This is a genomic window from Kitasatospora sp. NPDC058048 (assembly GCF_042885555.1).
GTDB classification, from domain to species: domain Bacteria; phylum Actinomycetota; class Actinomycetes; order Streptomycetales; family Streptomycetaceae; genus Kitasatospora; species Kitasatospora lactacystinica.
This window is the reverse complement of sequence record NZ_JBHVRT010000030.1, coordinates 24,948-49,040: the sequence shown is the minus strand read 5'-3', so window position 1 is coordinate 49,040 and position 24,093 is coordinate 24,948. Positions and strand designations below refer to the sequence as shown.

The 24,093-nt window shown below is 73.9% G+C and carries 19 protein-coding genes and 1 tRNA gene; 5 read left to right on the top strand and 15 right to left on the bottom strand.

The genetic code is table 11. The features are described 5' to 3' along the window. Positions 1 to 24 precede the first annotated feature (24 nt). The 6 genes from ACFVVA_RS28065 to ACFVVA_RS28040 all read right to left on the bottom strand — a co-directional run bounded on the left by ACFVVA_RS28065 (position 25) and on the right by ACFVVA_RS28040 (position 5,605). Positions 25 to 98: transfer RNA gene (locus ACFVVA_RS28065), tRNA-Pro, on the bottom strand. Positions 99 to 234: 136 nt separating this feature from the next. Further along, positions 235 to 1,665 carry an MFS transporter gene (locus tag ACFVVA_RS28060; protein WP_387693598.1) on the bottom strand — a complete coding sequence of 477 codons (1,431 nt, stop codon included), beginning with the start codon at positions 1,663 to 1,665 and terminating at the stop codon, positions 235 to 237. Positions 1,666 to 1,789: 124 nt separating this feature from the next. Then, complete coding sequence (locus tag ACFVVA_RS28055; RefSeq protein ID WP_387693597.1) at positions 1,790 to 2,578, bottom strand: DUF1684 domain-containing protein; 789 nt, start codon at positions 2,576 to 2,578, stop codon at positions 1,790 to 1,792. 199 nt (positions 2,579 to 2,777) lie between these two features. Further along, positions 2,778 to 3,647 carry an acyl-CoA thioesterase gene (locus tag ACFVVA_RS28050; RefSeq protein WP_387693596.1) on the bottom strand — a complete coding sequence of 290 codons (870 nt, stop codon included), beginning with the start codon at positions 3,645 to 3,647 and terminating at the stop codon, positions 2,778 to 2,780. Positions 3,648 to 3,787: 140 nt separating this feature from the next. Further along, a complete protein-coding gene (locus ACFVVA_RS28045; protein WP_387693640.1) occupies positions 3,788 to 4,477 on the bottom strand; it encodes an alpha-ketoglutarate-dependent dioxygenase AlkB family protein in 690 nt (229 codons plus the stop codon). A gap of 327 nt (positions 4,478 to 4,804) precedes the next feature. After that, entirely contained in the window at positions 4,805 to 5,605 is an 801-nt protein-coding gene (locus ACFVVA_RS28040) for a transglycosylase family protein (protein WP_387693595.1), read from the bottom strand. Positions 5,606 to 6,195: 590 nt separating this feature from the next. Between ACFVVA_RS28040 and ACFVVA_RS28035 the strand changes: the two genes are divergently transcribed. Both ACFVVA_RS28035 and ACFVVA_RS28030 read left to right on the top strand, forming a co-directional pair. Continuing rightward, entirely contained in the window at positions 6,196 to 7,086 is an 891-nt protein-coding gene (locus ACFVVA_RS28035; RefSeq protein WP_387693594.1) for a hypothetical protein, read from the top strand. Positions 7,087 to 7,350: 264 nt separating this feature from the next. Further along, positions 7,351 to 8,217: a hypothetical protein gene (locus ACFVVA_RS28030; RefSeq protein ID WP_387693593.1), complete on the top strand. Its 867-nt coding sequence runs from the start codon at positions 7,351 to 7,353 to the stop codon at positions 8,215 to 8,217. A 166-nt stretch (positions 8,218 to 8,383) separates the two neighbouring features. Here the strand turns inward: ACFVVA_RS28030 and der are convergent, their stop codons facing one another. The 3 genes from der to ACFVVA_RS28015 form a co-directional block, all read right to left on the bottom strand. After that, positions 8,384 to 9,838 carry a ribosome biogenesis GTPase Der gene (der, locus tag ACFVVA_RS28025; protein ID WP_387693592.1) on the bottom strand — a complete coding sequence of 485 codons (1,455 nt, stop codon included), beginning with the start codon at positions 9,836 to 9,838 and terminating at the stop codon, positions 8,384 to 8,386. Between the two features lie 176 nt (positions 9,839 to 10,014). Continuing rightward, positions 10,015 to 10,728: a (d)CMP kinase gene (gene cmk / locus ACFVVA_RS28020; RefSeq protein ID WP_359899216.1), complete on the bottom strand. Its 714-nt coding sequence runs from the start codon at positions 10,726 to 10,728 to the stop codon at positions 10,015 to 10,017. Positions 10,729 to 11,070: 342 nt separating this feature from the next. Next, on the bottom strand, positions 11,071 to 12,156 hold the full coding sequence (locus ACFVVA_RS28015; protein WP_387693591.1) for a prephenate dehydrogenase: 1,086 nt from the start codon (positions 12,154 to 12,156) through the stop codon (positions 11,071 to 11,073). A gap of 383 nt (positions 12,157 to 12,539) precedes the next feature. On the opposite strand from ACFVVA_RS28015, the gene ACFVVA_RS28010 reads away from it, so the two are divergent. From ACFVVA_RS28010 to ACFVVA_RS28000, 3 genes are all read left to right on the top strand, one after another. Beyond that, positions 12,540 to 14,777: a DUF4139 domain-containing protein gene (locus tag ACFVVA_RS28010; protein ID WP_387693590.1), complete on the top strand. Its 2,238-nt coding sequence runs from the start codon at positions 12,540 to 12,542 to the stop codon at positions 14,775 to 14,777. A gap of 3 nt (positions 14,778 to 14,780) precedes the next feature. Then, entirely contained in the window at positions 14,781 to 16,328 is a 1,548-nt protein-coding gene (locus ACFVVA_RS28005; protein ID WP_387693589.1) for a mucoidy inhibitor MuiA family protein, read from the top strand. Positions 16,329 to 16,412: 84 nt separating this feature from the next. Beyond that, positions 16,413 to 16,775: a DUF952 domain-containing protein gene (locus tag ACFVVA_RS28000; protein WP_387693588.1), complete on the top strand. Its 363-nt coding sequence runs from the start codon at positions 16,413 to 16,415 to the stop codon at positions 16,773 to 16,775. A 304-nt stretch (positions 16,776 to 17,079) separates the two neighbouring features. Here the strand turns inward: ACFVVA_RS28000 and ACFVVA_RS27995 are convergent, their stop codons facing one another. The 6 genes from ACFVVA_RS27995 to ACFVVA_RS27970 all read right to left on the bottom strand — a co-directional run bounded on the left by ACFVVA_RS27995 (position 17,080) and on the right by ACFVVA_RS27970 (position 23,918). Further along, on the bottom strand, positions 17,080 to 18,087 hold the full coding sequence (locus ACFVVA_RS27995) for a helix-turn-helix domain-containing protein (protein ID WP_387693587.1): 1,008 nt from the start codon (positions 18,085 to 18,087) through the stop codon (positions 17,080 to 17,082). Between the two features lie 340 nt (positions 18,088 to 18,427). Then, positions 18,428 to 19,723, bottom strand: coding sequence for a pseudouridine synthase (locus ACFVVA_RS27990; RefSeq protein ID WP_387693586.1), 1,296 nt, complete (start codon positions 19,721 to 19,723; stop codon positions 18,428 to 18,430). 62 nt (positions 19,724 to 19,785) lie between these two features. After that, positions 19,786 to 20,379 (bottom strand): SMC-Scp complex subunit ScpB, encoded by a 594-nt coding sequence (locus ACFVVA_RS27985; RefSeq protein WP_387693639.1) that lies wholly within the window; start codon positions 20,377 to 20,379, stop codon positions 19,786 to 19,788. A gap of 404 nt (positions 20,380 to 20,783) precedes the next feature. Continuing rightward, entirely contained in the window at positions 20,784 to 21,653 is an 870-nt protein-coding gene (locus ACFVVA_RS27980) for a segregation and condensation protein A (RefSeq protein WP_387693585.1), read from the bottom strand. A gap of 571 nt (positions 21,654 to 22,224) precedes the next feature. Next, on the bottom strand, positions 22,225 to 22,809 hold the full coding sequence (locus tag ACFVVA_RS27975; RefSeq protein ID WP_387693584.1) for a hypothetical protein: 585 nt from the start codon (positions 22,807 to 22,809) through the stop codon (positions 22,225 to 22,227). Between the two features lie 41 nt (positions 22,810 to 22,850). Then, positions 22,851 to 23,918 carry a ParA family protein gene (locus ACFVVA_RS27970; protein WP_030245868.1) on the bottom strand — a complete coding sequence of 356 codons (1,068 nt, stop codon included), beginning with the start codon at positions 23,916 to 23,918 and terminating at the stop codon, positions 22,851 to 22,853. Between the last annotated feature and the right edge of the window lie 175 nt (positions 23,919 to 24,093).

The window sequence follows — 24,093 nt, the reverse complement described above, 5'->3', positions numbered from 1 at the left end:
CCGCTCTCACAACCGACTTCACAGTCGGGACGACAGGATTTGAACCTGCGACCCCTTGACCCCCAGTCAAGTGCGCTACCAAGCTGCGCCACGTCCCGTGGTCTCGGCGCCTGCAGCGGGGCCTGGGGGGCTCTGCTGTGGGCTTCTCGACCTTGTCTCCGGTTGTCCCGGCGACGTGGAAAACAATACAGCACGTCGGGGGGTGCTCGCTGCCAGGTTTGGGGGGTGGGTGGGTCAGGGGGTGGGGTGGCGGGCGTCGTAGGTGAGGAAGGCGGGGCGGCGGGCGGCGAGGAGGAGGACGGCGGCGACGCAGGCAAGGCCGCCGGTGATCACGGAGGTGGCGGGGTTGGTGAGGGCGGCGACGGTGCCGGACTCGAAGTCGCCGAGGCGGGGACCGCCGGCCACGACCACGATGAAGATGCCCTGGAGGCGGCCGCGCATCTCGTCCGGGGCCGCGACCTGCATCATCGTGTTGCGGAAGATCATGCTGACGGTGTCGGCGCAGCCGGCGACCGCGAGCAGCAGGAGGCCGAGCCAGAGGTTGTGGAGGGCGCCGAAGGCCGCGATGGCCAGGCCCCAGGCGGCGACGGCGGCGAGGATGGCGGCGCCCTGGCGGTGCACACGGCCGACCCAGCCGGAGAAGAGCGCGCCGATCAGTGCGCCGACGGCCGGGGCGGAGACCAGCAGGCCGACGGTACCGGCGTCGCCGCCGTAGAAGGTGACCGCGATGGCCGGGAAGAGGGCGCGCGGCATGCCGAAGACCATGGCGGCCAGGTCGGCGAGGAAGCTGGTTCGCAGGTTGGGCTGGTCGCGCAGGAAGCGGAGGCCGTCGAGGACGGAGGCGCGGCCCTTGCGCTCGCCGAGCGGCCGCATGGCGGGCAGGCGCCACATCGCGTAGAGGGTGCCGGTGAAGGCGACGGTGTCGATCAGGTAGGCGGCCTGGGCGCCGTAGGTGCCGATGAGGACGCCGCCGAGCATCGGGCCGACGGTGAGGCCGAGGTTCATGCTGACGGTGTTCAGGGCGTTCGCCGCCGGGAGTTGGTGGCTGGGCACCAGGCGGGGGATCATCGCGGACCGGGCGGGCGAGCTGATCGCGAAGAACCCGGCCTGGGCGGCGACGGCGGCGTACAGGACGGCGACCAGCCCGAGGCCGGCCAGTGCCTGCGCGGCCAGGGCGGCGGAGACGACGGCCAGACCGGCCGAGCCGATCAGGCCCAGCCTGCGCCGGTCGACGGTGTCGGCGATCGCGCCGCCGTAGAGGCCGAAGGCAACCAGCGGGACGAGGGAGAAGATGCCGACCAGGCCGGTCGCGAAGGCGGAGCCGGTCAGTTCGTAGACCTGGACGGAGACGGCGACGGCCGTCATCTGCTGGCCTATGGAGGAGATGGCCTGCCCGGCCCAGACCCGGCGGTAGTCGGGGTGGTCGCGCAGCGGGCTGAGGTCGGCGAACGCCCGCCGGTACCAGGGTGAGCCGGCCGCCGGTCCCGGCCCGGGTCCGTCCCCCGGCCCGGGATCGGGTTCTGACTCGGCGGCGGAGTGCGAGGAGGTAGAGGGGGCCGGGGAGGGCGTGGATGCCGAGGGGGCCGAGCCGTGCGAGGTGGACGGGGCGGGCGACGAGGACCGGGACGACGACGGGGACGGCGTGGAATGTTGATTCTTCGACATAGTCCCCCATGCTCCGCTCCGCCCCCGGACGGTCTCCCACCGGGGCCCGTGCCAGGGCCCGCCCGAGCCGGAAGACGCCCGAGCCGAACCGCAGCCCGGCCCCGGCCTCGCCCCGCCCGGGCCGCTACCGGCTCAGCACCTGCCTCTCCCCCGCCTCCACCGCGAAGTCCAGCCGGTTGCCCGGCGGCGGGAAGGGGCAGATGAAGTGGTCCGAGAAGGCGCACGGCGGCAGGTAGGCCCGGTTGAGGTCGAGGACGGTGCGGCCCTCGGCGTCGGGCGCCGGCAGGGTGATGAAGCGGAAGCGGTAGGTGTCGGTGCCGCTGGTCGCGTCGGCGATCACGCCGCTGAGCCGCTCGCCCGACCCGCTGACGGTCAGGGTGCGGTGCTCGCCCGCCACGGTGAAGGCGATCTGCCCGGAGACGGCCAGCGGGCGTTCCCGGCCGTCGGCGTTCGGGACGACGACCGACCGCGCGTCGTCGTCCTCGAACGGGGTGAAGACGGCGGGCACGGCCCACTCGGGCGCGTACGGGTAGGCGGAGATGCCGGCGAACGCGACCCGGCGGGGTGCGGCCGGGTCGAAGACCCGCAGGGCCAGCTCGCCCTCGCGCTCGATCGGGACGAGCAGCAGGGCGCCCAGGGTGGCGGTGTCAGCGGCCGGGTCGCTGTCCGGGCGGAGCAGCACCTCGCCGTCCACGGGTGCGCCGCCGTCGACCGTGATGCCGTCGGAGGCCGCGGCTCGGACCCGCACGCCCTCGGCGTCGGCCCACCAGCGCCCGGGCAGGCCGGGGATCTCGGCCGGCTCGGGCTCCAGCCAGTGGGTGCCGGTGAGTGCGAGCTGGCCGTGCTCCGCGCTCACCGACGCCGCCCGGCCGTCGCTCCAGTGCTTCCAGTCCTCCGCGGCTGTCGCCGTCATCGGTCCACCCTCCCGGTCGGTTCGCGGACGGCCCGCCGTTCGGGCCGCCCCTCTCGGTCATCCACAACACCGTCCGATCGGACGGATCATTCCTGTCGGCCCGGAACCGCCGAAACCGCAACACGGCGGCAACGCGCCGACACGCGGCACAACACGGGGCACGGAACCGGCCGCACACATCGCCTACCGGTCAGGTCACCTACCCGTCGCGGCGCTTCAGCGGACGGAACAGTCCCTCCTGCATCACGGAGACCACCAGCCGACCGTGCCGGTCGAAGATCTGTCCGCGCGCGAGGCCGCGCGCGCCGTGCGCGATCGGGGACTCCTGCTGGTACAGCAGCCAGTCGTCCGTCCGGAACGGCTGGTGGAACCACATCGCGTGGTCGAGCGAGGCCATGTCGAAGTTCCGCTCGCCCCACAGCGGCTCGACCGGGGCGCGGACGGCGTCCAGCAGCGTCATGTCGCTGGCGTAGGTGAGGGCGCAGACGTGGATCAGCGGGTCGTCCGGCAGTCGGCCGTTGGTGCGCAGCCAGACGCCGCTGCGCGCCTCGACGCCCTCCAGTTCCTCCTCGGTCCAGCGCAGCCGGTCGACGTAGCGGATGTCGAAGGGCTGGCGGCGGCTGATGAACGGGGGCAATTCGCCGAGCCGTGATCCGACCTCGTCCAGGGCGCTGGGCAGGTCCTCGGGGGCGGCGACGGCCGGCATCGGGTACTGGTGGTCGATGCCGCCCTCCTCGGGTCTGTGGAAGTCGGCGGTGAGCGCGAAGATCGACCGGCCACCCTGGATGCCGAGCACCCGGCGGGTGGTGAAGGAGCGGCCGTCGCGGATCCGGTCGACCTGGTAGACGATCGGCACGCCGGGGACTCCGGGGCGCAGGAAGTAGGCGTGCAGCGAGTGGACCGGGCGCGCGTCGTCCACCGTGCGCCCTGCCGCGACCAGTGCCTGCCCGGCGACCTGGCCGCCGAACGTCCGTTGCAGCGCCTCCTCGGGACTGCGCCCACGAAAGATGTTGAGTTCGATCTGCTCAAGGTCGAGCAGATCGACCAGGTCGTCGACGGGGGTACCCATGCGCACGCTTCCTCTCCGGACTCCGAATGCATTCTCCAGCTCACTCGAATTCTCCGGCGACCCGGGTCATTCCCGCGCAGCAGTCCGGAACCCCCGGTTCACTCGAACGAGTAGACGAGCGACGGCCCCGCTTCCCGGGGCTACTCCCCCAGTCCCGACTCCCGGACCGTGATGTTGAGCCGCCCGACCAGCCCCAGTGCCGGATCGGCCGTCCCCGGCAGCGTCCGCACCACCCCGTGGTACGCGAACCGGGCCGGACCGCCGAACACCAGCAGGTCCCCGCTGCGCAGTTCCAGGTCGGTCCACGGACGGGTCCTGGTCTCGGCGTTCCCGAGCCGGAAGACGCAGCCGTCGCCCAGCGAGAACGAGACCACCGGCGCGTCCGCCCGCTCGTCGCGGTCCTGGTGGAGCCCCATCTTCGCGCCCTGCGCGTAGTGGTTGACGATCGCGATGTCCGGCTCGTACGACGCCGCGCCCGCGATCTCCCCCAGTGCGGCCCCGTACGCCTCGGCGACGGCCCTGCGGGCCAACTCCCCGAGCAGCGGCGGGAACGGCTTGACGGGCGCACCGTCCTCGGCGACCCGCCGGTACCCGTACGGGTACCAGTGCAGGCCGAGGCTCACCATCCGGACGGACATCATCCCGCCGGTGGGCATCCGCACGGCGTGCAGGCCGGCCGGCGGGCGGGCCCACTCCCGGCAGGCGGCGACCAGGCGTTGCTGAGCGCCGAGGTCCAGCCAGCCGGGCAGCAGGACGGCGCCGGGGGCCGGTTCGGAGCGCTCGCGCCCGTCCGGGCACCCACCCGGGTCGCCGAACAGCTCACCCTGGATCACCCCACCATCGTCCCGCACCGCGCCGGCCCACGAACGCCGACGGCCGCTCCCCCGGTCGGCGGGAAGAACCCGCGGGACGGAGAAGCGGCCGTGGAAGCCGTGCACATCGACACATCGGTACGTCAGCACATCCGTACATCCGTACATCGGTACGTCAGCACGTCCCTATGCCCTGATGCCCGTACGTCGGCACATCGGTACGTCGGCACGTCGGTTCGTCAGCACCTCGACAGGTCGGCGCATCGCCGCCCGGTCGGGCACCGGCGCCGTGAAGCCCGGCAGCCGATGCCGGCTGCGCACGGGACCTCAGCGCTCGGGGAGACCTCAGATGCTGAGGGTCTGGCCCGGGAGGATCAGGTCCGGGTTGCCACCGATGACCTTGGCGTTGTTCTGGTACAGGTCGTGCCAGTCCAGGCCCTGCGCGGCGGCGATGGAGCTCAGGGTGTCACCGGCCTTGACGGTGTAGTCGCCCTTGGCGGCCGGCTTGGCGTCGTTCGAGCGGTTCCAGGACTTGGCACCCTGGTCGGCCTTCGGCGCGGACTTCTGGGCGTCGGCCTTCGGGGCGGCAGCCTTCGGCGCGACGGCGTCGGTCTTCGGCGCGGCCTGGGCCTTGGGGGCGGCCTTCGGGGCCTCGGCCGGCTTGGCGGCGGCCTTCGGGGTCTGCGCCGGCTTGGCGGCGGTCGAGCCGGAGGTGGAGCCCGCCGAGGTGTCGACGGCGGCCGGGGCGCCGCCCTTGGTCAGACCGGCCTTGACGGAGCAGACGGGCCAGGCGCCCGGGCCCTGCGAGGCGAGGACCTTCTCGGCGACGGCGATCTGCTGCGCCTTGGTGGCCTGGTTGGCCTGCGGGGCGTAGGCGGTGCCACCGAAGGCGGCCCAGGTGCTGGAGGTGAACTGCAGACCGCCGTAGAAACCGTTGCCGGTGTTGATGGCCCAGTTGCCGCCGCTCTCGCACTGGGCGACGGCGTCCCAGGTGGAGACGGAGGCGGCGGAGGCCGAGGTGGCCGTGACGAGGCCGGCCACCGGCAGGGCCGCGACAGCGGCGCCCGCCACGACCGCCATCCGAACGCGGTTGCGCTTGGTGACGGTGGAGGTGGTGGCAGCGGCGGTCTCGTTACGGAAGGTCATGGGGTTCCTCTCGACAGCCCCGGGCGGACATGCGGAACCAGGCCCCGGAAGGGGCCTCGTTCGCTTGCCGCGTCCGTCGGACGGCCGTGCACGTGTCGGACGTGCCGCTGCCGCCCCGGCCACCCAGCCGCTCGCCGACGACCTGTTCGAGCGATCGCGTCGGCGGGCACCTGCCGCACCCGGCGGACCGGGGGGCTGTGCGTCGGGGGTGAACCCGGGTGGCGCTCGTTGCGCCGACCAAGAAGCTACGAGCCGGTCGACAAGGAAGCCAAAACTTCAACGATTTGCCCAGCTCAGCCTGGGGTTACCGATGGTAACGACCATGCAATCGTGACCGAAATATCCGCTTTGGCCATTGATTCCTAGATCAAACATCAGTGCGGCGTGACCCACCTCACTGTTTGATTCCGGCAGTCCAGGCACCGACATCGACAGATTGCGACCACGGGAACACGCCACGCGGTCGGATCAGACGCAATTCCCGTCAGCCTCGACGGGCACCCGTGACGCCTGACACAAGGGCCCGTTGGGCATGGCGACCTCCCTGTGTCCGCTCCGAACCCCCATCCGCACCCATCCGAGGAGACCCTGTGCCGCGCATGCTCGACGTCAGCGACGAGGTCCGGTCCGAGATCGGCGACGACGAGGCCGACCGCCTGCTAGGCGGTGACCGCGCCCCCGACGGCTACGAGTGCACCTCCTGCCGGACCCCCGGCGACACGCACGTGGAGCCCACCAGCACCGTGCTGTTCGTCGGCGAGGAGACCGCCGTCCTCGCCTTCGCGCACGCCCGCTGCATCCCTTCCCAGGTGGTCCCGGTCTCCGAGGAGCAGCTGGTCGGCGCCGTCCGCAGCATCAGCCAGTCCCAGCACGGCGGCCCGGACCTGGCCGTCCCCGCCGCCGCGCCGGGCGCCCCCGCACCAGTCCCCACCTCCGCCCCAGCCCCCGCCCCGGCCGCGGCCGCGGCCGTGCCCGGCGGAACCGCCCCGACCCAGCCGGCCGCGCCCGGCCAGGCCGCCATCCTCGGCATCACCTGCGGGCTGGTGCTGCACGGCAAGGTCGGGCACGCCTCGCTGGTGGTCGAGCCGACCGGGCCGGTCGGCCGCCCCGGCAGCACCTCGGGCGAGGACGAGTTCCTCGACCTGCTCCACGACGCCGGCTTCCAGCCCGTCACCGACCTGGACGAGACCCCGGACCAGCTGCCCGGCTGGTCCGTCCTGGTCGCGATGGGCAAGCTGCACGCGGTCCTCCAGCCCGCCGCGGCCGGCGGCAGCACCGGGTGGTGGCAGGCGCACCAGCCGCTCCAGGTCACCGACGCCTGGCGGATGGCCGCGAACCAGCTGTCCGAGGTGACGATGTACGCCGTGCCGGCCGGCATGGTCGGACGCCAGCCCCGCGAGGACCTGCTGCGCCAGGCACTGGAGCGGGCGGTGGCACTGGGCCAGGTGGTCGCCGCCTCCCTCCCGCTCGCCGGCACCTGATCCGTCCCGGCGCCCGGTCCCGCCCGGTTCCGCCCCGTACCCGCCGGAAGGCGGCCTCCTCCCCCGTGGCCGTCTTCCGGCGGGCGGGCGCGCCCAGCGCCCTAGCGCCCCGATACGCCCAACACCCCGGCGCACCGCCCGGCCCGTACCCCGGCGCCCCCGCACTCCGCCCGGCGCGCCCTACCCCTCCACGCTCCGGCGTGTGGGCACGCCCACACCCCGGCGCCCCGCATCCCCCCGCCCCTCTCACTCGTTGGCTCCTACGTGTACAGCTACGACGTCTCCGCAGCCCCCGGCCGGTCCGCCACCGCCTCGCGCTCGATCCCGGGCATGCGCCCGTCGTACGACGCCGAGCACCCGCACTCCGCCACGCCGATCTACGACGAGCTGTACTCCGAGTACCGACGCCTCTTCCGTGCCCTGCCCGGCGACCGCTCGGGGGAGGAAGACCTGAAGTTCACCGGCTTCGCGGTCCGCGACAGCTACCCGGTGCTCGGCGAGCAGCGCCCGTACCCGCCCCAGCAGCAGGCCTTCCACACCCTCGCGGGCCAGGCGCCGGGCCTCCCCCAGTTCATGCCGAGCTCCCAGCACCACGGGTCCGGGCCAACCGGCGGCCACCAGCACGGACATGCCGGTGCCCAGCAACACGGCCACAGCGGCACCCACACCGGCAGTCACCACGGAAGTCACACCGGTGATCACAACGGCTCGCACACCGCCGGAAGCCACGTCGGCGGCCACGCCGGCGCCCACGCCGCAAGCCTCACCGCCAGCCGTCACCACGGCCACCCCGGCAGTCACTCCAGCAGCCACCCCGAGCCCACCGCCACCACCCCCACACCCGCCGGAAACGGCCCGGGCCACGCCACCGCAGCCCCGCCCCAGGAGCAACCCGCCCTCCCCGCCGCCCAGTTCACCAACGGTCAGGGCTGGGTCGCGGCCGGCTATCTGGGCTCGTCCCCGCACCCCACGCCGATGCCGATGCCGGTCCCCGCACCCCAGCCCCCGGCACCGCCCGCGCCCTCCCCGGTGATGGGTACGGTCTCCGGCCTCGCCCCCACCCGGTCCACCGGCGGCCGCCACCGCCAGATGCTCTCGCTGCCCCCTGGTCCCACGGTCGACCACCGCTGACGCCCGCCGGGCCCCGAGCGGATCCGAGCGGGGGCCCCAGGCCGAACCCGGCTGCACCAGGTCGGACGCGCCCCCGCGCCCCGAAAACGCCGGAGGGCCCCGCCACCACTGCGGCGAGGCCCTCCGGCCGTCGGTCGGCGCACCGACCACTCCTTGCTACCTACTACTACTTCTTCTTGCGCTTCTCCCGGACCCGCACCGAGATCGAGATCGGCGTCCCCACGAACCCGAACTCCTCACGCAGGCGGCGCTCGATGAAGCGCCGGTAACCGGCCTCCAGGAAGCCCGAGGCGAACAGCACGAAGCGCGGCGGACGGATGCCGGCCTGGGTGCCGAACAGGATGCGCGGCTGCTTGCCGCCGCGGATCGGGTGCGGGTGGGCGGCGACCAGCTCGCCGAGGAAGGCGTTCAGACGCGCGGTCGGGATGCGGGTCTCCCAGCCCTCCAGCGCGCTCTCGACCGCCGGGACGAGCTTCTCCATGTGCCGACCGGTCTTGGCCGAGACGTTGACCCGCGGGGCCCACTGCACCTGGACGAGGTCGCGCTCGATCTCGCGCTCCAGGTAGTAGCGGCGCTCCTCGTCCAGCTGGTCCCACTTGTTGTAGGCGATGACGACGGCGCGCCCGGCCTCGACGGCCATCGAGATGATCCGGGTGTCCTGCTCGGCGAGGGTCTCGCTGGCGTCGATCAGGACGACCGCGACCTCGGCCTTCTCCAGCGCGGAGGAGGTGCGCAGCGAGGCGTAGAAGTCGGCGCCGGCGGTCAGGTGGACCCGGCGGCGGATGCCGGCGGTGTCCACGAACTTCCAGGTCTTGCCGCCGAGCTCGATCATCTCGTCGACCGGGTCACGGGTGGTGCCGGCCAGCTCGTTGACGACGACTCGCTCCTCGCCGGCGACCTTGTTCAGCAGGCTGGACTTGCCGACGTTGGGCCGGCCGATCAGCGCGATGCGGCGCGGGCCGCCGGGTGCGGCGTCGCCGAAGGTCTGCGGCGGGGCCTCGGGCAGCGCGTCCATGACGGCGTCCAGCAGGTCGCCGGAGCCGCGGCCGTGCAGGGCCGAGACCGGGAACGGCTCGCCCAGGCCGAGCGACCAGAGGTAGGCGGCCTCGGCCTCGGTGGAGGGGCCGTCGACCTTGTTGGCGCACAGGACGGTCGGCTTGCCCGCCCGGCGGATGAGCTTGATCAGGGCCTCGTCGGTGTCGGTGGCGCCGACGGTGGCGTCCACCACGAACAGCACCGCGTCGGCCTGCTCGATGCCCAGCTCGGCCTGGGCGGCCACCATGGCGTCGATGCCGAGGACGTCGATCTCCCAGCCGCCGGTGTCGACCACCTTGAAGCGGCGGCCGTTCCAGCTGGCCTCGTAGGTGACCCGGTCGCGGGTGACGCCCGGCTTGTCCTCGACGACGGCCTCGCGGCGGCCGATGATGCGGTTCACCAGGGTCGACTTGCCGACATTCGGGCGGCCGACGACGGCCAGCACCGGCAGTCGGACGTGCTCGGCACCGTCCACGGCGTCGAAGCCGTCGAGGTCGAAGCCCTCTTCGGCGGCGAGTGCCATGAACTCGGCGTAGTCGGCGGCGTCCAGCTCACCGGGGCCGGTGGCGGCGTGCTCTGCGGTCATGTTCGTCTGTTCCGTTTCCCGGCCCGGCCCTTCCCAGGGGCGTGCCGTGCGTACCTGCCCCGCTCGGGGCAGCGCGATGGTTGTCTCCGCGGCACCTCGACGGCCCGCGGTTCACTTCGGTCGTTGGTCGGCCCGAGTGTGCTCGGACCGGTCCTGATCGGACCGGCGGCCGTCGGTCAGACCGCGGACAGTCCGGCCCGTTCCTCCACCAGTCCGGCGATCCGGTCGATCACCTGCTCCAGGGTGAGGTCGCTGGTGTCGACCAGGACCGCGTCCGCGGCCTGGGCCAGCGGGGCCGTCTTCCGGGAGGAGTCGGCGGCGTCGCGGCGGGCGAGGTCGGCGGCCATCGCGGTGATGGTCGCCTCCTCCACGCCCTTGGCGCGCAGCTCGGCCGCCCGGCGCGCGGCCCGGGCCTGCTCGGAGGCGGTCAGGAAGACCTTGACGGTGGCGTCCGGGAACACCACAGTGCCCATGTCCCGGCCCTCGGCGACGATGCCGCGCTCGGCGACCTCGGCGCAGCCGCGCTGCAGTTCCACCAGCCGGGACCGTACGGCGGGGACCGCGGACACGGCGCTGACCTTGGCGGTCACCTCGGGGCCGCGGATCGGGCCCGACACGTCCTGGCCGTCCACCGTGATGGTGGGGCCGTCGGCGTCGGTGCCCGAGACGATCACCGGCTTGCCGCACGCGACGGCCACCGCCTCCGGGTCGTCGACGTCGACCTCGTTGGCCAGCATCCACCAGGTCATCGCCCGGTACATGGCGCCGGTGTCCAGGAAGCTCAGGCCCAGCCGGGCGGCGACCGCCCGAGAGACGGTCGACTTGCCGGAGCCGGAGGGTCCGTCGATGGCGACGACGACCGGGGCGTGCGCTCGGTCGGCAGTGTCCACGGGGCGAACCTCTCTCGAAGCATGGGAGCCGGAGCCTGGGCAGGCGGACGGCCGGGGATTGTCTCCCTCAAGGTTAATGGACCGCCGCCGTGACACTCTCCGCCGCTGTCCGGCCCGACCGGTCGAGACGGACCGGGCAGCGTGAACCGGGTCGGCGTGAACCGGTCGACCTCGGCCGGTCGACACGGATTGGTCGGTAAAGACTAGTCGATACCGACCGGTCGACCCGGACCGGTCGAACTTCCAGCATGCCGGTACGCCGATACCCCGTGTACTGGTTGTACTGGTACACCAGGTACACCCGGTACACCGGGCACAGGCCGGGCCGCTCGCCGGGGAACGTCAGTCCCGGACGCTCCAGCCGCTCGCCCGCAGCGCCTTGGTCAGCCGCTTCACCGCCGTCGGCGCGACCGACAGCTGGACGAAGCCGACCTGCTGCCCGGTCGAGTGCTCGATGACGACGTCCTCGATGTTGACCCCGGCGTCGCCGACCTCCCCGAACAGCCGGCCCAGCTCGCCCGGCTGGTCGCCCAGCACGACCGCCACGGTCTCGTACCGGGTGGGCGGCGCCCCGTGCTTGCCGGGGATCCGGGCCTGACCGGTGTTGCCGCGCCGCATGACGGCCTCGATCCCGGCCGCTCCGGCCTGGCGCTCGTCCTCCTCGACGGCTTCCATGGCGCGCAGCGCGGTGACCGTCTCGGCGAGGTCGCGAGCGACCCCCTCCAGGACGTCGGCGACCGCGCCCGCGTTGGCGGAGAGGATGTCGACCCACATGCCGGGGTTGGAGGCGGCGATCCTGGTGACGTCGCGCACGCCCTGACCGGACAGCCTTATGGCGGTCTCGTCGGCGTTCTCCAGCCGGGCCGCGACCAGCGAGGAGACCAGCTGCGGGGCGTGCGAGACCAGGGCGACCGCCCGGTCGTGCTCGGCGGCGTCCATCACGATCGGCACCGCGCCGCAGAGCGCGACCAGCTCCAGCGCGGCGTTGAGCGTCTCGGTGTCGGTGTCCGCGGTCGGGGTGAGCACCCAGGGGCGGCCCTCGAAGATGTCGGCGCGGGCGGCCAGCGGGCCGGACCTCTCACGGCCGGCCATCGGGTGACTACCGATGTAGTGGACGGTGTCGCAGCCGAGCTCGGCGATCTCGCCGCTCGGGCCGGCCTTCACACTGGCGACGTCGGTGTACCAGTGCGCCAGGTTGCGGCGCTGGCAGTCGGCGAGCACCTTGCCGACCAGCGCGGGCGGGACGGCGATGATCGCCAGGTCCACCGGGCCGTCGACCGGGCCGGTGATGCCCGCGCCGAGCGACTCGGCGGTACGGGCCGCGTCCGGGTCGGCGTCCTCCAGATGGACGGTCAGCCCGCGAGCGGTCAGCGCGAGCGCGGCGGAGGTGCCGATCAGTCCGGTGCCGACGACGACGGCAGTGCGCATGGCGGGTCGCTCTCCTCATCACGAATCTCGACAGGTGCCGGGACCGTTCGGGAGCACCCGCGCCCCATCCTCCCTCATCCACCCCGCCGAAGTCCCCACCCACTGCCCGGCAACCCGAACGGCAGCCCCGGCAGCTTCCGGCACCGGCAACCGCCACGAACCCGCCCCCGTCCCACACAGTGCGCACGTCGGACCCGGAAATCCTGCGACGCCCGCCCCGAAGCGGGGCAGACTGGCCGCCCGGAGGAAGGCACCGGCTGCACGGAACCTGGGCAACGCAGAAGAAACGGACCGGCAGCGGAACACCGCACAACAAGCACCGCACCGCCGACGCCACGCGGCGGGGGAACACCTCGGGGAACACGCGAACGAAGGGGTTGCGCATGGACGATCAGCACAACGGCCGGAGCGGGCAGTCGAAACCGCCGGCCGTACCGGCCCACCCGTCGGTCCTGGACTCCGTCGTGGTGTACGCCGAAGGCGCGGTGTGCCGCCGACGGGCCACCGTCCCGGTCCCGCCCGGGGGACGGCTGCGGCTGACCGGTCTGCCCGCCGCCCTGGACGGCCGCTCGCTGCGCGCCCGGGTGCTCTCCGGACCGGTCGGCACCGCCGTCACCGAGGCCCGGCTGGAACTGCTCGCCGAACTCCGCGAGCCGGATGAACTCCCGGACCTGAAGCGGGCGCTGGACGAGGTCACCGAGCGCCGCAGCGCACTCGCCGAGCGCCACCGGCTGGTCCTGGCCTCGATCGCCGAGACCGCCGCACTGCGCGCCGTCCCGCCGCAGCGCCGACGCGACGAGCCGCTGCGCCGCACGCCCGCCGACGCGTGGCTGGAGCTCGCCGACTTCGTCGACGAGCGGCTGGCCCGGCTCCAGGAGCGCGCCGAGCAGCTCACCCGGGAGCTGGAACTCACCGATCACGAGCTCGACTTGGCCGCCGACCGGCTGGAACGGGCGTCCACCGCCGACCGGGCCGAGCCGATCGGCACCAGCACCACCGTCCTGCTCACTCTCACCACTCCCGGCACCACCGAGGACACCGCCCCCGGCGGTGACCGCCTCGACCTGGAACTGGAACTGGAGTACGGGGTCCCCGCCGCCCGCTGGGTGCCCGCCTACCGGTTGTCCTACCGGACCGGCTCCGACACCGCCCACCTGGTCCTGCGCGCCGCCGTCGCCCAGCGCACCGGCGAGGACTGGACGGGCGTGCGCCTCGCCCTGTCCACCGCCGACCTCGACCGCCGCACCGACCTGCCCCGGCTCGCCTCGCTGCGGATCGGACGCAGCCAGCCCGCCCCGCCACCCTCCGGCTGGCGCGAGCCCCCGGCCGGCCTGACCGACCTCTTCACCGGCTACGACGCGGCCGACGCCGACCGCCCCGCCCCGCACCACCGGCCCCACCTCACCGCATCCCGCCCGATCGGCGCCCCCGCCCCGACGCCCGTCTCCGCCGTCCCCGCCGCCCCTGCCACCCGCTCCGCCCGTCTCCGCGGCGGCGCACGTCCGGGCGGCCCCCGGGCCGAGGCCTTCGGGGCCGACGAGCAGATCGCCCCCGCGGCCGGCCCGTACGGCGGCGGCCTGCTGAGCGCCGACGAGCCGATGCCCCCTCCCCCGGGCGGCCCCGGTGGCTTCGCCGGCTACGGCGCCCCGCCGCCGCTCCTGTCCCCGGCCCCGGTCGCCGCCTACGCACCGCTGCCGCAGGCTCCGGGCGGCCTCCCGCCCGGGGAGGCCCGCCGCCGCGTCGGCCACGCCGCCCCACCGCCGCCTCCGCCCGGTCTCGCCCCGGACGCCACTCTGCTCGACTACCCCGACCTCGTCCTGGCCGGCCCGGAGGAGTCCCCCACCCGGCGCGGCACCCTGCACGCCCGCCCCGAACGGATCGAGCGCGAGGAGCAGGCCTGGCCCCTGCCCGGCGGCAGCGGTACCACGCGGCTGCGCACCCTCGCCCTGCCCCGGCACGCCGTCCCGCCCCGCGAGTCGGCCGGCTCCTTCGACCACCGCTTCGACGCCGCCGCCCCCGCCGACATCCCGTCCGACGGCACCTGGCACACCGTCACCGTCGGCGAGATCCCCCTCGCCGTCCGACCCGAGTACGTCACCGTCCCCGCCGTCGAGGAGAAGGTGTACGCGACCCTGGTGCTCGCCAACCGCACCGACCAGGCCGTCCTGGCCGGCCCGGCCGAGGTCACCGTGGACGACGAGTTCCTGCTCACCGGCGCCCTGCCCACCCTGGCGCCCGGCGGCACCCGGCGGCTGGGCATCGGCGTCGCCGAGAGCATCGAGGTGGCGCGCCGCACCGAGCTGCACGAGTCCACCACCGGCATGCTGAAGGGCAACAGCACCGTCCTCGACCACCGGGTGCACGTCCGGCTGGCCAACCGGCTCGCACGCGCCGTCACGGTGGAGGTCCGCGAGCGGGTGCCGGTCACCTCCGACAGCGAGATCCGGATCGAGGAGCGGGCCGACTGGCACGCCCCGACCGTCTCCGCACCGGACTGCCCGCCCAGCACCCGGCTCTGGCGCGTCGACCTGCCGCCGGGCGGGCGCACCGAGCTGGACGGCGGCTACCTGATCAAGATCCCGGCCGGAAAGGCCATCGTCGGCGGAAACCGGAGGAACTGAGCGATGACCGTCGAGACCCTTCCCCTTCCCGTCACCGCCGTGACCTGCCTGGAGGACCGCAGCCAGGTCGAGCGCACCACGACGGTCGGGCTCGCCGCGGGCGTGCAGCGGCTGCGCCTCGGCCCGCTCACCGCCCTCGCCGTCGACCGCACCCTGCGCGCCGAATCCGCCACCGACGGCGTCCGGGTGCTGGACGCCCGGCTGGTGCGCGACTGGACCCCGCGCGCCCCGCTGCCGCCCGGCCCGGAGGACTCCGAACTGCGCCACCGGCTGCACCGGCTGGACGCCGAGACGCGCCTGGCCGACCAGACCCGGGCCCGGTTGGAAGCCCGGCTGGCACTGCTCGCCCAGCTCTCCGCCGACCTGCTGCGCGAGATCGGCGAAGGCGCCGGCCTCGGCGAGCTCGAACCCAACCGCTGGGCCCGGGAGCTCGGCCGGGTGGACACCGAACGCGAGCGCTACGGCGAGGACCTGCGCGCCACCCACTCCCGGCTGCGCCGCCTGGAGCAGGAACGCTCACAGGCCCTGACCGCACTGGACCAGGCGGAGGAGGACCCGGCCGAGCTGACCGCCCACCTGGAGCTCACCGTCGAGGCGGCGCAGCCCGGCCCCGCCGAGCTGACCGTCTCCCACCTGGTGCCCTGTGCGCTGTGGCGGCCCTCCTACCGGGCGACCCTGGACGGCGCCGACCTGCGACTGGAGTCGGAGGCGGTGGTCTGGCAGCGCACCGGCGAGGACTGGACGAACGCCCGGCTCACCTTCTCCACCGCCCGCTCCGCCCTCGCCACCGCCCCGCCCGCGGTCGCCGAGGACGTCCTGGTGCTGCGCGAGCGCACCGACGAGGAGCGCCGCACGGTCGAGGTCGAGCTGCGCGAGGAGGCGGTCGCCATCCTGGGCGCGGACTCCCGGGTTCCGGGCGTGGACGACGGCGGCGAGGTCCGGGTGCTGCCCGCCCCCGCTCCCGCGACCGTGCCCTCCGACGGCCGCGCCCACCGGGTGCCGCTGGGTGCCTTCACCGGGCCGGCGAGCAGCGAGTACGCCTGCGCCCCGGAACTGTCCCCGCTGGTCACCCAGGTGGTCCGGTTCCGCAACACGGCCGGGCACCCGCTGCTGTCCGGCCCGGTCGAGCTGGTCCGCGGCAGCGGCTTCACCGGCCGCGGCGAGCTCCGCTTCACCGCCGCCGGCGCCGAGGCCGAACTGTCCTTCGGCAGCTCGGACGGCTACCGGGTGGTCCGGGAGACCGAGGAGCGCCAGGCCACCGCCGGCCTCACCGGCCGCCAGACCACCACCCGGACGGTCCGACTGCACCTGTCCCGCTTCTCCGGCCCGGAGGAGCGCGACGAGCGGATCGTCACGGTGCGCGAGCGGGTCCCGGTCAGCGAGGTGTCGGCGGTCGAGGTACGGCTGCGCAAGGAGGAGTGCGCCCCGGCGCCGGATTCCTTCGACACCGAGGGCATCGTCCGGTGGGACGTCCCACTCGCCCCGGGCGCCCGGCGCACCCTCACCCTGGTGTACGAGGTGTCCGCGTCCGCCAAGGTCGCCGGACTCTGACCGCTGCGGTCGGCACGGCGGACACCGCCGTGCCGATGACGGCCGCTCAGGACCAAACCGGAGACAACGGGTAGAAAAGGAAGCATGATCCTCCACCTTGCTCCCCTGGACGACTGGCTGGCCGACCCCGGCCGCCCGTACGCCACCGCGTCGCTGCTCACCGACGGGTTCATCCACTGCTCGGCGGACGAGCAGACGGCGCTCGCGGTGGCCAACGCCTTCTTCGCCGACACCCCCGAACCGCTGATGGTGCTGCTGATCGAGGAATCGCTGGTGGAGCCGATGGTGAAGTGGGAGGCCCCGCACGGCGCCCCGCCACCAGGGGCCACCCCCGGTGTGCTGTTCCCGCACATCTACGGGCGGCTGAACCGCACCGCCGTGGTCGGCCTGGAGAAGGTCGAGCGCGGCCCGGACGGCCGCTGGGCCGCGCTCAGCCCCTGGAGCTGACGGGGCACGACCGGGGAAAGTTATGACAATTCCCGGGGTTCACGCGAGTCTCGCGGTTCACGCCGCTCCGGGGGTTCACGCGAATCCCGGGGTTCACGCGGTTCCGAGGAGCGGGCAGCTCCCCCGCTCCCCGCCGTTCCCGCGGAACACAAGGAACTCATGAAACACGCGGAACACGCGATACACACGGAGCACGCGGAACACGCGGAACACGCGGAACACGCGAAATGTCATAACAATGCGAATGGCCACGACTCCAAGGACCATCGCGCCGTCACGACACCAAGAATTGTCACAACATTCCCTACAGCCACCCCCGCTCCCTGGCCGCCATCCCGGCCTGGAAGCGGGTGGTGGCGCCCAGCGAGCGCATCAGGCTCTGGAGGCGGCGCTGGGTGGTCCGGGCGCTCCAGCCGAGCGAACGGGCGATCGACTCGTCGGTGAGCCCGGCCGCCAGCAGGCCCAGCAGCTTGCGGTGGTCGGCCTCCGGTCCCGACGCCCCGTCCTCCGATCCGGCGTCCGCCTGCAACCGCACGGCCCGCTCCCACTCCGCCTCGAAGAGCGTGTCCAGCGCCTGGAGCAGCGCCGAGGGATGGATCACGTACGCGGCGTCCAGCACGCTGTCACCGACGCTGATCGGAATGATGGCCATCCGGTCGTCCGAGATGATCATCTTCATCGGTAGCGCCGGCCGGACCCGCGCCTCCTCGCCGTCCTCGACCCCGGCCAGGATGTTCTTCTCCAGCCGCCCCGGCCAGGCCACCGCCTCCCGGTCGTAGATCGTCCGGAACTTCACGCCCTCGCGCAGCCGCCGCCGCTGCAGGGGCATCGGCGCCACCGGGTCCTGGATGTACGGCGGACGGTCGAAGCCGCGCACCTGGTACTGGCTGGTCTCGGTGATGTGCTCCAGCCGCTGGGCGATCGCCTCGCCGCCCGTCAGCACCTCCACCGAGTGCGCCGGGTCGGTGTACCGCGAGGCCTCCCGGAAGGCGTCCATCAGCCGGTGCATCTCGGCCCGGGCGTAGCGGAGCTCCGACTCCCGGTGCCCGATCAGCGTGCCGATCGCGACGTCCGGCGGGACCGGCAGGTAGCGGTGCCGGTCCACCGGCGCTCGGGTGGCCATGCCCTGCTGCGCCAACCGGTCCAGTGCGCGCACGCTCTGCTGGAACGTCAGCCCGCAGCTCTCCGCCAGCTCCTCCGCCGTGGACTGCGGGTTGGCCACCAGTGCCGCGTAGACCTGCCCGTCCGGCTCCGCCAGTCCCAGCGCGCCGAGGGCCTGTCCGCCGGCCCGTCCCAGTGCTGCATCGGACACGACGCCCTCTCCCCCTGCTCGCCCGTTCCCGTTGGCTCGTTCCCGCCCCGACCCGCGCGCCCCGTGCTGGCGCAGTCCCGCCACGCCGCGGCGTGGTGCGCCGGTGGCCATCCTCGGCCACGGATCATGACGCTGACAAGGCCGTGACCAGCGGTTGCGTCCCGGCTCACACCACTCGTCCGGAACGTGGACGTCCGCAGCGCCCGCCCGCACACACCCCACACCTGGACACCCGCACACGGACACCCGCGCGCCCCGGCCCGGCATCCCCCGGGAACGCCGGAGCCCCCGGCCGCAGCAGGTGCGGCCGGGGGCTCCGGCAGAGCGGACGGGGACGGGCCTACAGGCCGACCTCGCGCATCAGCTGGCCGACCTCCGGGTTGGTCAGACGGCGCAGCCAGCCCGACTTCTGGTCGCCCAGGGCGATCGGGCCGAAGTGGGTGCGCACCAGCTTCTCGACCGGGAAGCCGGCCTCGGCCAGCATCCGGCGGACGATGTGCTTGCGGCCCTCGTGCAGGGTCACCTCGACCAGGTAGTTCTTGCCGACGTTGGAGATCACCTTGAAGCTGTCGGCGCGCGCGTAGCCGTCCTCCAGCTCCACGCCCTGGGCCAGCTGCTTGCCCAGGTCGCGCGGGATCGGGCCCTGGATCGCGGCCAGGTAGGTCTTGGTCACGCCGTAGCGCGGGTGGGTGAGACGGTGGGCCAGCTCGCCGTGGTTGGTGAGCAGGATGATGCCCTCGGTCTCGGTGTCCAGGCGGCCGACGTGGAACAGCCGGGTCTCCCGGTTGGTCACGTAGTCGCCCAGGCACTGGCGGCCGTCCGGGTCCTCCATGGTGGAGACCACGCCGGCCGGCTTGTTCAGCGCGAAGAACAGGTAGGACTGGGTGGCGACGGTCAGGCCGTCCACCTTGATCTCGTCCTTCTGGGGGTCGACCCGCTTGCCCTGCTCGGTGACGCGCTTGCCGTTGACCTCGACCCGGCCCTGCTCGATCAGTTCCTCGCAGGCGCGGCGGCTGCCGATGCCGGCCCGGGCCAGCACCTTCTGCAGGCGCTCGCCCTCGGGCTCGCCGAAGGTCTTGGGGAGCTTGACGGCCGGCTTGTCGTGCCGGGCGAGGACGGCGTCCTCGATCTTGGCCTGCAGCTCGCGCGAGCGCTGCGGCTGACGGCGCGGGTCGCCCGGGGCGCCCTGGCCCTCACGGCGCGGGCGCGGGGCCGGGCCGGGGCGCCGGCCGGTGTAGCCGCCGCGGGCCGGGGTGGCGTTGGGGCCGCCGCCGTACTCGGGGCGGTCGTACTTGCGCTCCTCGGGCCGCAGCGGGCGGTCCGGGTAGCGGCGGTCGTCACGCCGGTCGTCCCGGCGGCCCTCGCGCCGGTCGTCACGACCGTACGAGCCGCCGCGCGAGCCCGACCCCGAAGCGGAGCCGCCCCGGCCACCGCCGCCGTACGAGCCCGACCCCGAGCCGGAGCCGCCGCGGCCACCACCGCCACCGCCGCCGTACGAACCCCCGCGCGCGCCCGAGCCGCCACCGCTGCGGCTGCTGCCGCCGCCGCCGTAGGAGCTGCCGCCCCGGCCCCCGCCCTGCCCGCCGCGACCGCTCCCGCCGCCGCTGCTGTTCCTGCCGTTGCCACTGCTACGCATCAAAGTGTCCGTACGTCGTTCCGTCTGGGATGTGCGGTCGTTTCGGCCGACCTCACCGCCCCCTACCGATCGGGCCCGGCCCGATCGGCCTCGCCACTGCCGTCCGCGGCCTGCGCGGCAGCGGCGGCGACCGCCTCCGCGATCATCGTGCCCTCCAGGGACTCCGCTTCCACGTCGTCGACCTCGGGCAGGAAGGGAGCAAGCTCCGGCAGCTCGTCCAGGCCGCGGAGCCCCATCCGTTCCAGGAAGTAGTTCGTCGTCCGATACAGGATCGCACCTGTTTCGGGCTCGGATCCGGCCTCTTCCGCCAGTCCTCGCTGTACCAGGGTACGCATCACGCCGTCACAGTTCACACCGCGGACGGCGGAAACCCGCGATCTGGACACCGGCTGCCGGTAGGCGACCACCGCCAGGGTCTCCAGCGCGGCCTGGCTGAGCCGGGCCTGCTGGCCGTCCAGGAGGAAGCGGTCGACGGCCGCGGAACAGGTGTCCCGGCTGTAGAACCGCCAGCCGCCCGCGACCAGCCGCAGGTCGAAACCACGGCCCTGGGCCGTGTACTCGGCGGACAGCTCCCGCAGCGCGGCCGCCACCTCGGCCCGGGACCGCTCCAGCACCCCTGCCAGCCGCTCCTCCGCCACCGGCTCGTCGACGACCATCAGGACGGCCTCCAGCTCGGCCCTCAGCCCGGCGTCGGCGGCCCCTTCGGCACCGGAAGTCGGCTGGGCCGACTTCTGACGCACGAGACGGGCCTCCGCCACCGCCCCACCCCCCGCCGACACCTCGGGTACCGCGGGCCCAGCGGGCTCCACCGGCTCGGCCCGCTCCCCGGACTCCACCAGCCCGACCGGCGCCACACGCTCGACCGGCTCGACACCCTCGACCCGCTCGGTGCGCTGCACGGGCTCCGCGGGTTCCGCGGGTTCCGCGGGTTCCGCGGGCCGGACCGGGTCCACCGGCTCCGGCAGCAGCTCGAAGGCCGGTTCCAGCCACTCCTCGGCCCGCGGCTGCCCGGGCAGCCCCAGCGGGCGCCGCACCGGCCGCCCGTTCTCGTTCCCGCCGCTCATCGCCGCTCGCCCTCCTCGCCCTCGCCGACCTCGCCCGCCGGCCGGTCGAACTCGTCCGTGACCTCGACCGCCACCCGGCCCTCCTCGGCCACCCAGCGCACCACCAGCTCGCCGAGCGCCTCCGGCTGCTCGAAGGCGAGCACCCGCTCCCGGTACAGCTCCAGCAGCGCCAGGAACCGGGCGACCACCACCAGGTCGTCCGGCGCGTCCTCGACCAGCCGCTGGAACGAGGCCTCGCCCAGCTCGGTGAGCAGCCCCACCACCAGGGAGGCCTGCTCGCGCACGCTCACCGGCGGGGTGTGGATGTGGTCCACGTAGACGACCGGCGCAGGCCTGGGCGCCATCGCCTTGGCCGCCAGCTCGGCGAGCCGCTGGGGCCCGACGCCGATGACAACCTCCGGCAGCAGCTCCGCGTGCCGGGGCTCCAGGGCGGCGCTCCTGGGCCGGCGCAGCAGCTCGGCCGCCCAGCGTTCGCCGAACAGCGCGGCCGCCCGCTTGTACGCCCGGTACTGGAGCAGCCGTGCGAACAGCAGGTCCCGGGCCTCCAGCAGGGCCAGGTCCGCCTCGTCCTCGACCTCCGCCACGGGCAGCAGCCGGGCCGCCTTGAGGTCGAGCAGGGTGGCGGCCACCACCAGGAACTCGGTCGCCGCGTCCAGGTCCCAGTCCGGCCCCATCGCCCGGATGTACGCCATGAACTCGTCCGTGACGGTGGCCAGCGCCACCTCGGTGACGTCCAGCTTGTGCTTGGCGATCAGGCTGAGCAGCAGGTCGAAGGGGCCCTCGAAGTTGTCCAGCCGGACCCGGAAACCGCCCCGCGACTCGTTCTCGGCCGCGCTCACGGCAGTGGCGGTGGCCGTCGCACTCACGGCGGCAGCAGTAGCGGTCGCGCTCGCGACGGCCGCGGCCGGTGGCTCGGTGGTTCCGGAGGCTTCAGCAACTTCGGCGGTTTCGGCGACTTCAGCGGTTTCGGCGGTACTGGACATGGCGGTCCATCTTCACCCGCCCCCGCCCCAGGACCCGCCCCAGGGCCATCGACACGCCGTTCCACCGGGCCCCGGACCAGCCTCCGCCCGCCTTCCGCCCACTTCTCACGAGGCCTCCGCCCGGCGCACCCGGGCCCGTACGAGGCCCTCGACGCGGCAGCCGACCCGTGGACCGACCCCGGATCCCCGGGAACGCCCCTCCGGAGCCCGACACGGTCCTCGGGCGCCGGGATCCCGCCCCGGCCCCACCCCGCGCCCCTCGGCGCCTTCCCGGCGCCCCGCGCCCCCTCCGACGCCCGCGCGCCTGCGGTGCCGCGCCACCCGCCCGGCGGCCTCCCCACGCCGGGCCCGCGGCCCTCGACACCCGGCGGTACCGACCGCCCCCACGAAGCCGGCGGTACGGACCGCCCCCCTCGACGCCCGGCGCCAACGGCCGGCCGCCCTTCCGCGCCGCCTACCGGCCGCGCAGGCGCCGAACCAGGATCGAGGCCTCGCCGCGCTGCTCCAGGTCCGCCAGGACGACCGCGATGGCCTCCCGGACGATCCGCCCGCGGTCCACGGCCAGGCCGTGCTCGCCGCGCAGCACCAGCCGGGTGTGCTCCAGGTCCATGAGCTCCTCGGCGGACACGTACACCGTGATCTTCTCGTCGTGCCGCTCGCGCCCGCTGGGCCGGCGCGGCGCGCGGCCGCGCGGCCGGGCACGTCCGGCGGCACCGGGCTGCTCCTCGGCGGCGCCCTGGTGCGTCCGGGCCGCCGGGGCGGAACCGGCTCCGCGGCCGCCCTGGACGGTCTTCCCGGCCCCGGCTGCGCCTGCGGCCACGGGCCCGACGGTCGCGCCGGAGCGCTGGACGGGCGGCTGCGCGGGCGCCGGCACCGAGGCGGGCGCCTGCTGCCCCGGCGTCACCTGCCGGTCGTCCTGGACGCCCTGGGCGGATTCGGTGCCCTCGGCGCCGTCCGGCTGGCCGTTGACGGTCCGCGCGGTCTCCGGTCTGGCTGCCTCGGCGGCCGGACGCGGCGCGAGGGAGGGCGACAGCGCCATCCCTCCCGTGGTCCGGAACAGCTCGTCGGCACCCGGGAGACTCACTCGGCGGGGCGGCACCGGTCGAGCACCTCCCTGGCGAGCTGGCGGTAGGCGGCGGCACCGACCGAGTTGGTCGCGTACGTCGTGATGGGCTCGCCGGCGACGGTGGTCTCCGGGAAGCGCACGGTCCGCCCGATGACGGTGTGGAAGACGTGCTCGCCGAACGCCTCGACGACGCGCGCCAGCACCTCGCGGCTGTGCACGGTGCGCGAGTCGTACATGGTGGCCAGGATGCCGTCCAGGCGCAGCTCGGGGTTGAGCCGCTCGCACACCTTCTCGATGGTCTCGGTCAGCAGCGCGACACCGCGCAGCGCGAAGAACTCGCACTCCAGCGGGACGATCACGCTGTGAGCGGCCGTCAACGCATTGACCGTCAGCAGGCCCAGCGAGGGCTGGCAGTCGATGATGACGTAGTCGTAGTCGGGCAGCAGCGGCTTCAGGGCGCGCGCCAGCGCGGACTCCCGGGCCACCTCGCTGACCAGCTGCACCTCGGCGGCGGAGAGGTCGATGTTGGAGGGCAGCAGGTCCATTCCCGGGACCGCCGTCTTCAGCAGCACTTCATCGGCCGTCAGGCCCCGCTCCATGAGCAGGTTGTAGACGGTGACGTCGAGCTCCATCGGGTTGACGCCGAGGCCGACCGAGAGCGCGCCCTGCGGGTCGAAGTCGACGAGCAGCACCCGGCGGCCGTACTCGGCCAGCGCCGCGCCCAGGTTGATGGTCGACGTGGTCTTGCCGACGCCGCCCTTCTGGTTGCACATGGCGATGATCTGGGCGGGGCCGTGCTCGGCGACCGGCGCGGGGATCGGGAAGTACGGCAGCGGACGGCCGGTGGGGCCGACCCGCTCGCGGCGCTGCCGCGCGGCGTCGGGGGCCAGCGTGGCGGCGTACTCCGGGTCCGGCTCGTACTCGGCGTCCGGGTCGTCGTAGGCGCCGTAGGCGAACTCGCCGTAGGCCAGGCCGTAGGCCGCCAAGTCGGCGTCGTGATCGGTCACCGTGGTCACCTGTGCTGTGTTCTGGCGTGCTTCGAAAGTACGGAGTGCGACCGAGCCGACCTCGGCCGAGCCCACGGAGGGCTGCCGGGCCCCGGACTCCTCACTCGGCTGGCCGGCGGTGAGCTCCGCCAGTCCTGGCTGACCACCCCCGGGAGCAATTGTCGACTCATTCACAAGTCGTCTTACCTCCTTGGGTCATCCAGGACTCTATGTCGATTCGTCAGCGTGGCAGCATGCCGACGGTTTGCGA

Coding starts and splice junctions, on each gene's coding strand:
- ACFVVA_RS28060 (WP_387693598.1), bottom strand. CDS start 1,665: ATGTCGAAGAATCAACATTCCACGCCGTCCCCGTCGTCGTCCCGGTCC.
- ACFVVA_RS28055 (WP_387693597.1), bottom strand. CDS start 2,578: ATGACGGCGACAGCCGCGGAGGACTGGAAGCACTGGAGCGACGGCCGG.
- ACFVVA_RS28050 (WP_387693596.1), bottom strand. CDS start 3,647: ATGGGTACCCCCGTCGACGACCTGGTCGATCTGCTCGACCTTGAGCAG.
- ACFVVA_RS28040 (WP_387693595.1), bottom strand. CDS start 5,605: ATGACCTTCCGTAACGAGACCGCCGCTGCCACCACCTCCACCGTCACC.
- der (WP_387693592.1), bottom strand. CDS start 9,838: ATGACCGCAGAGCACGCCGCCACCGGCCCCGGTGAGCTGGACGCCGCC.
- ACFVVA_RS28015 (WP_387693591.1), bottom strand. CDS start 12,156: ATGCGCACTGCCGTCGTCGTCGGCACCGGACTGATCGGCACCTCCGCC.
- ACFVVA_RS28010 (WP_387693590.1), top strand. CDS start 12,540: ATGGACGATCAGCACAACGGCCGGAGCGGGCAGTCGAAACCGCCGGCC.
- ACFVVA_RS28005 (WP_387693589.1), top strand. CDS start 14,781: ATGACCGTCGAGACCCTTCCCCTTCCCGTCACCGCCGTGACCTGCCTG.
- ACFVVA_RS28000 (WP_387693588.1), top strand. CDS start 16,413: ATGATCCTCCACCTTGCTCCCCTGGACGACTGGCTGGCCGACCCCGGC.
- ACFVVA_RS27990 (WP_387693586.1), bottom strand. CDS start 19,723: ATGCGTAGCAGTGGCAACGGCAGGAACAGCAGCGGCGGCGGGAGCGGT.
- ACFVVA_RS27985 (WP_387693639.1), bottom strand. CDS start 20,379: ATGGTCGTCGACGAGCCGGTGGCGGAGGAGCGGCTGGCAGGGGTGCTG.
- ACFVVA_RS27975 (WP_387693584.1), bottom strand. CDS start 22,809: ATGGCGCTGTCGCCCTCCCTCGCGCCGCGTCCGGCCGCCGAGGCAGCC.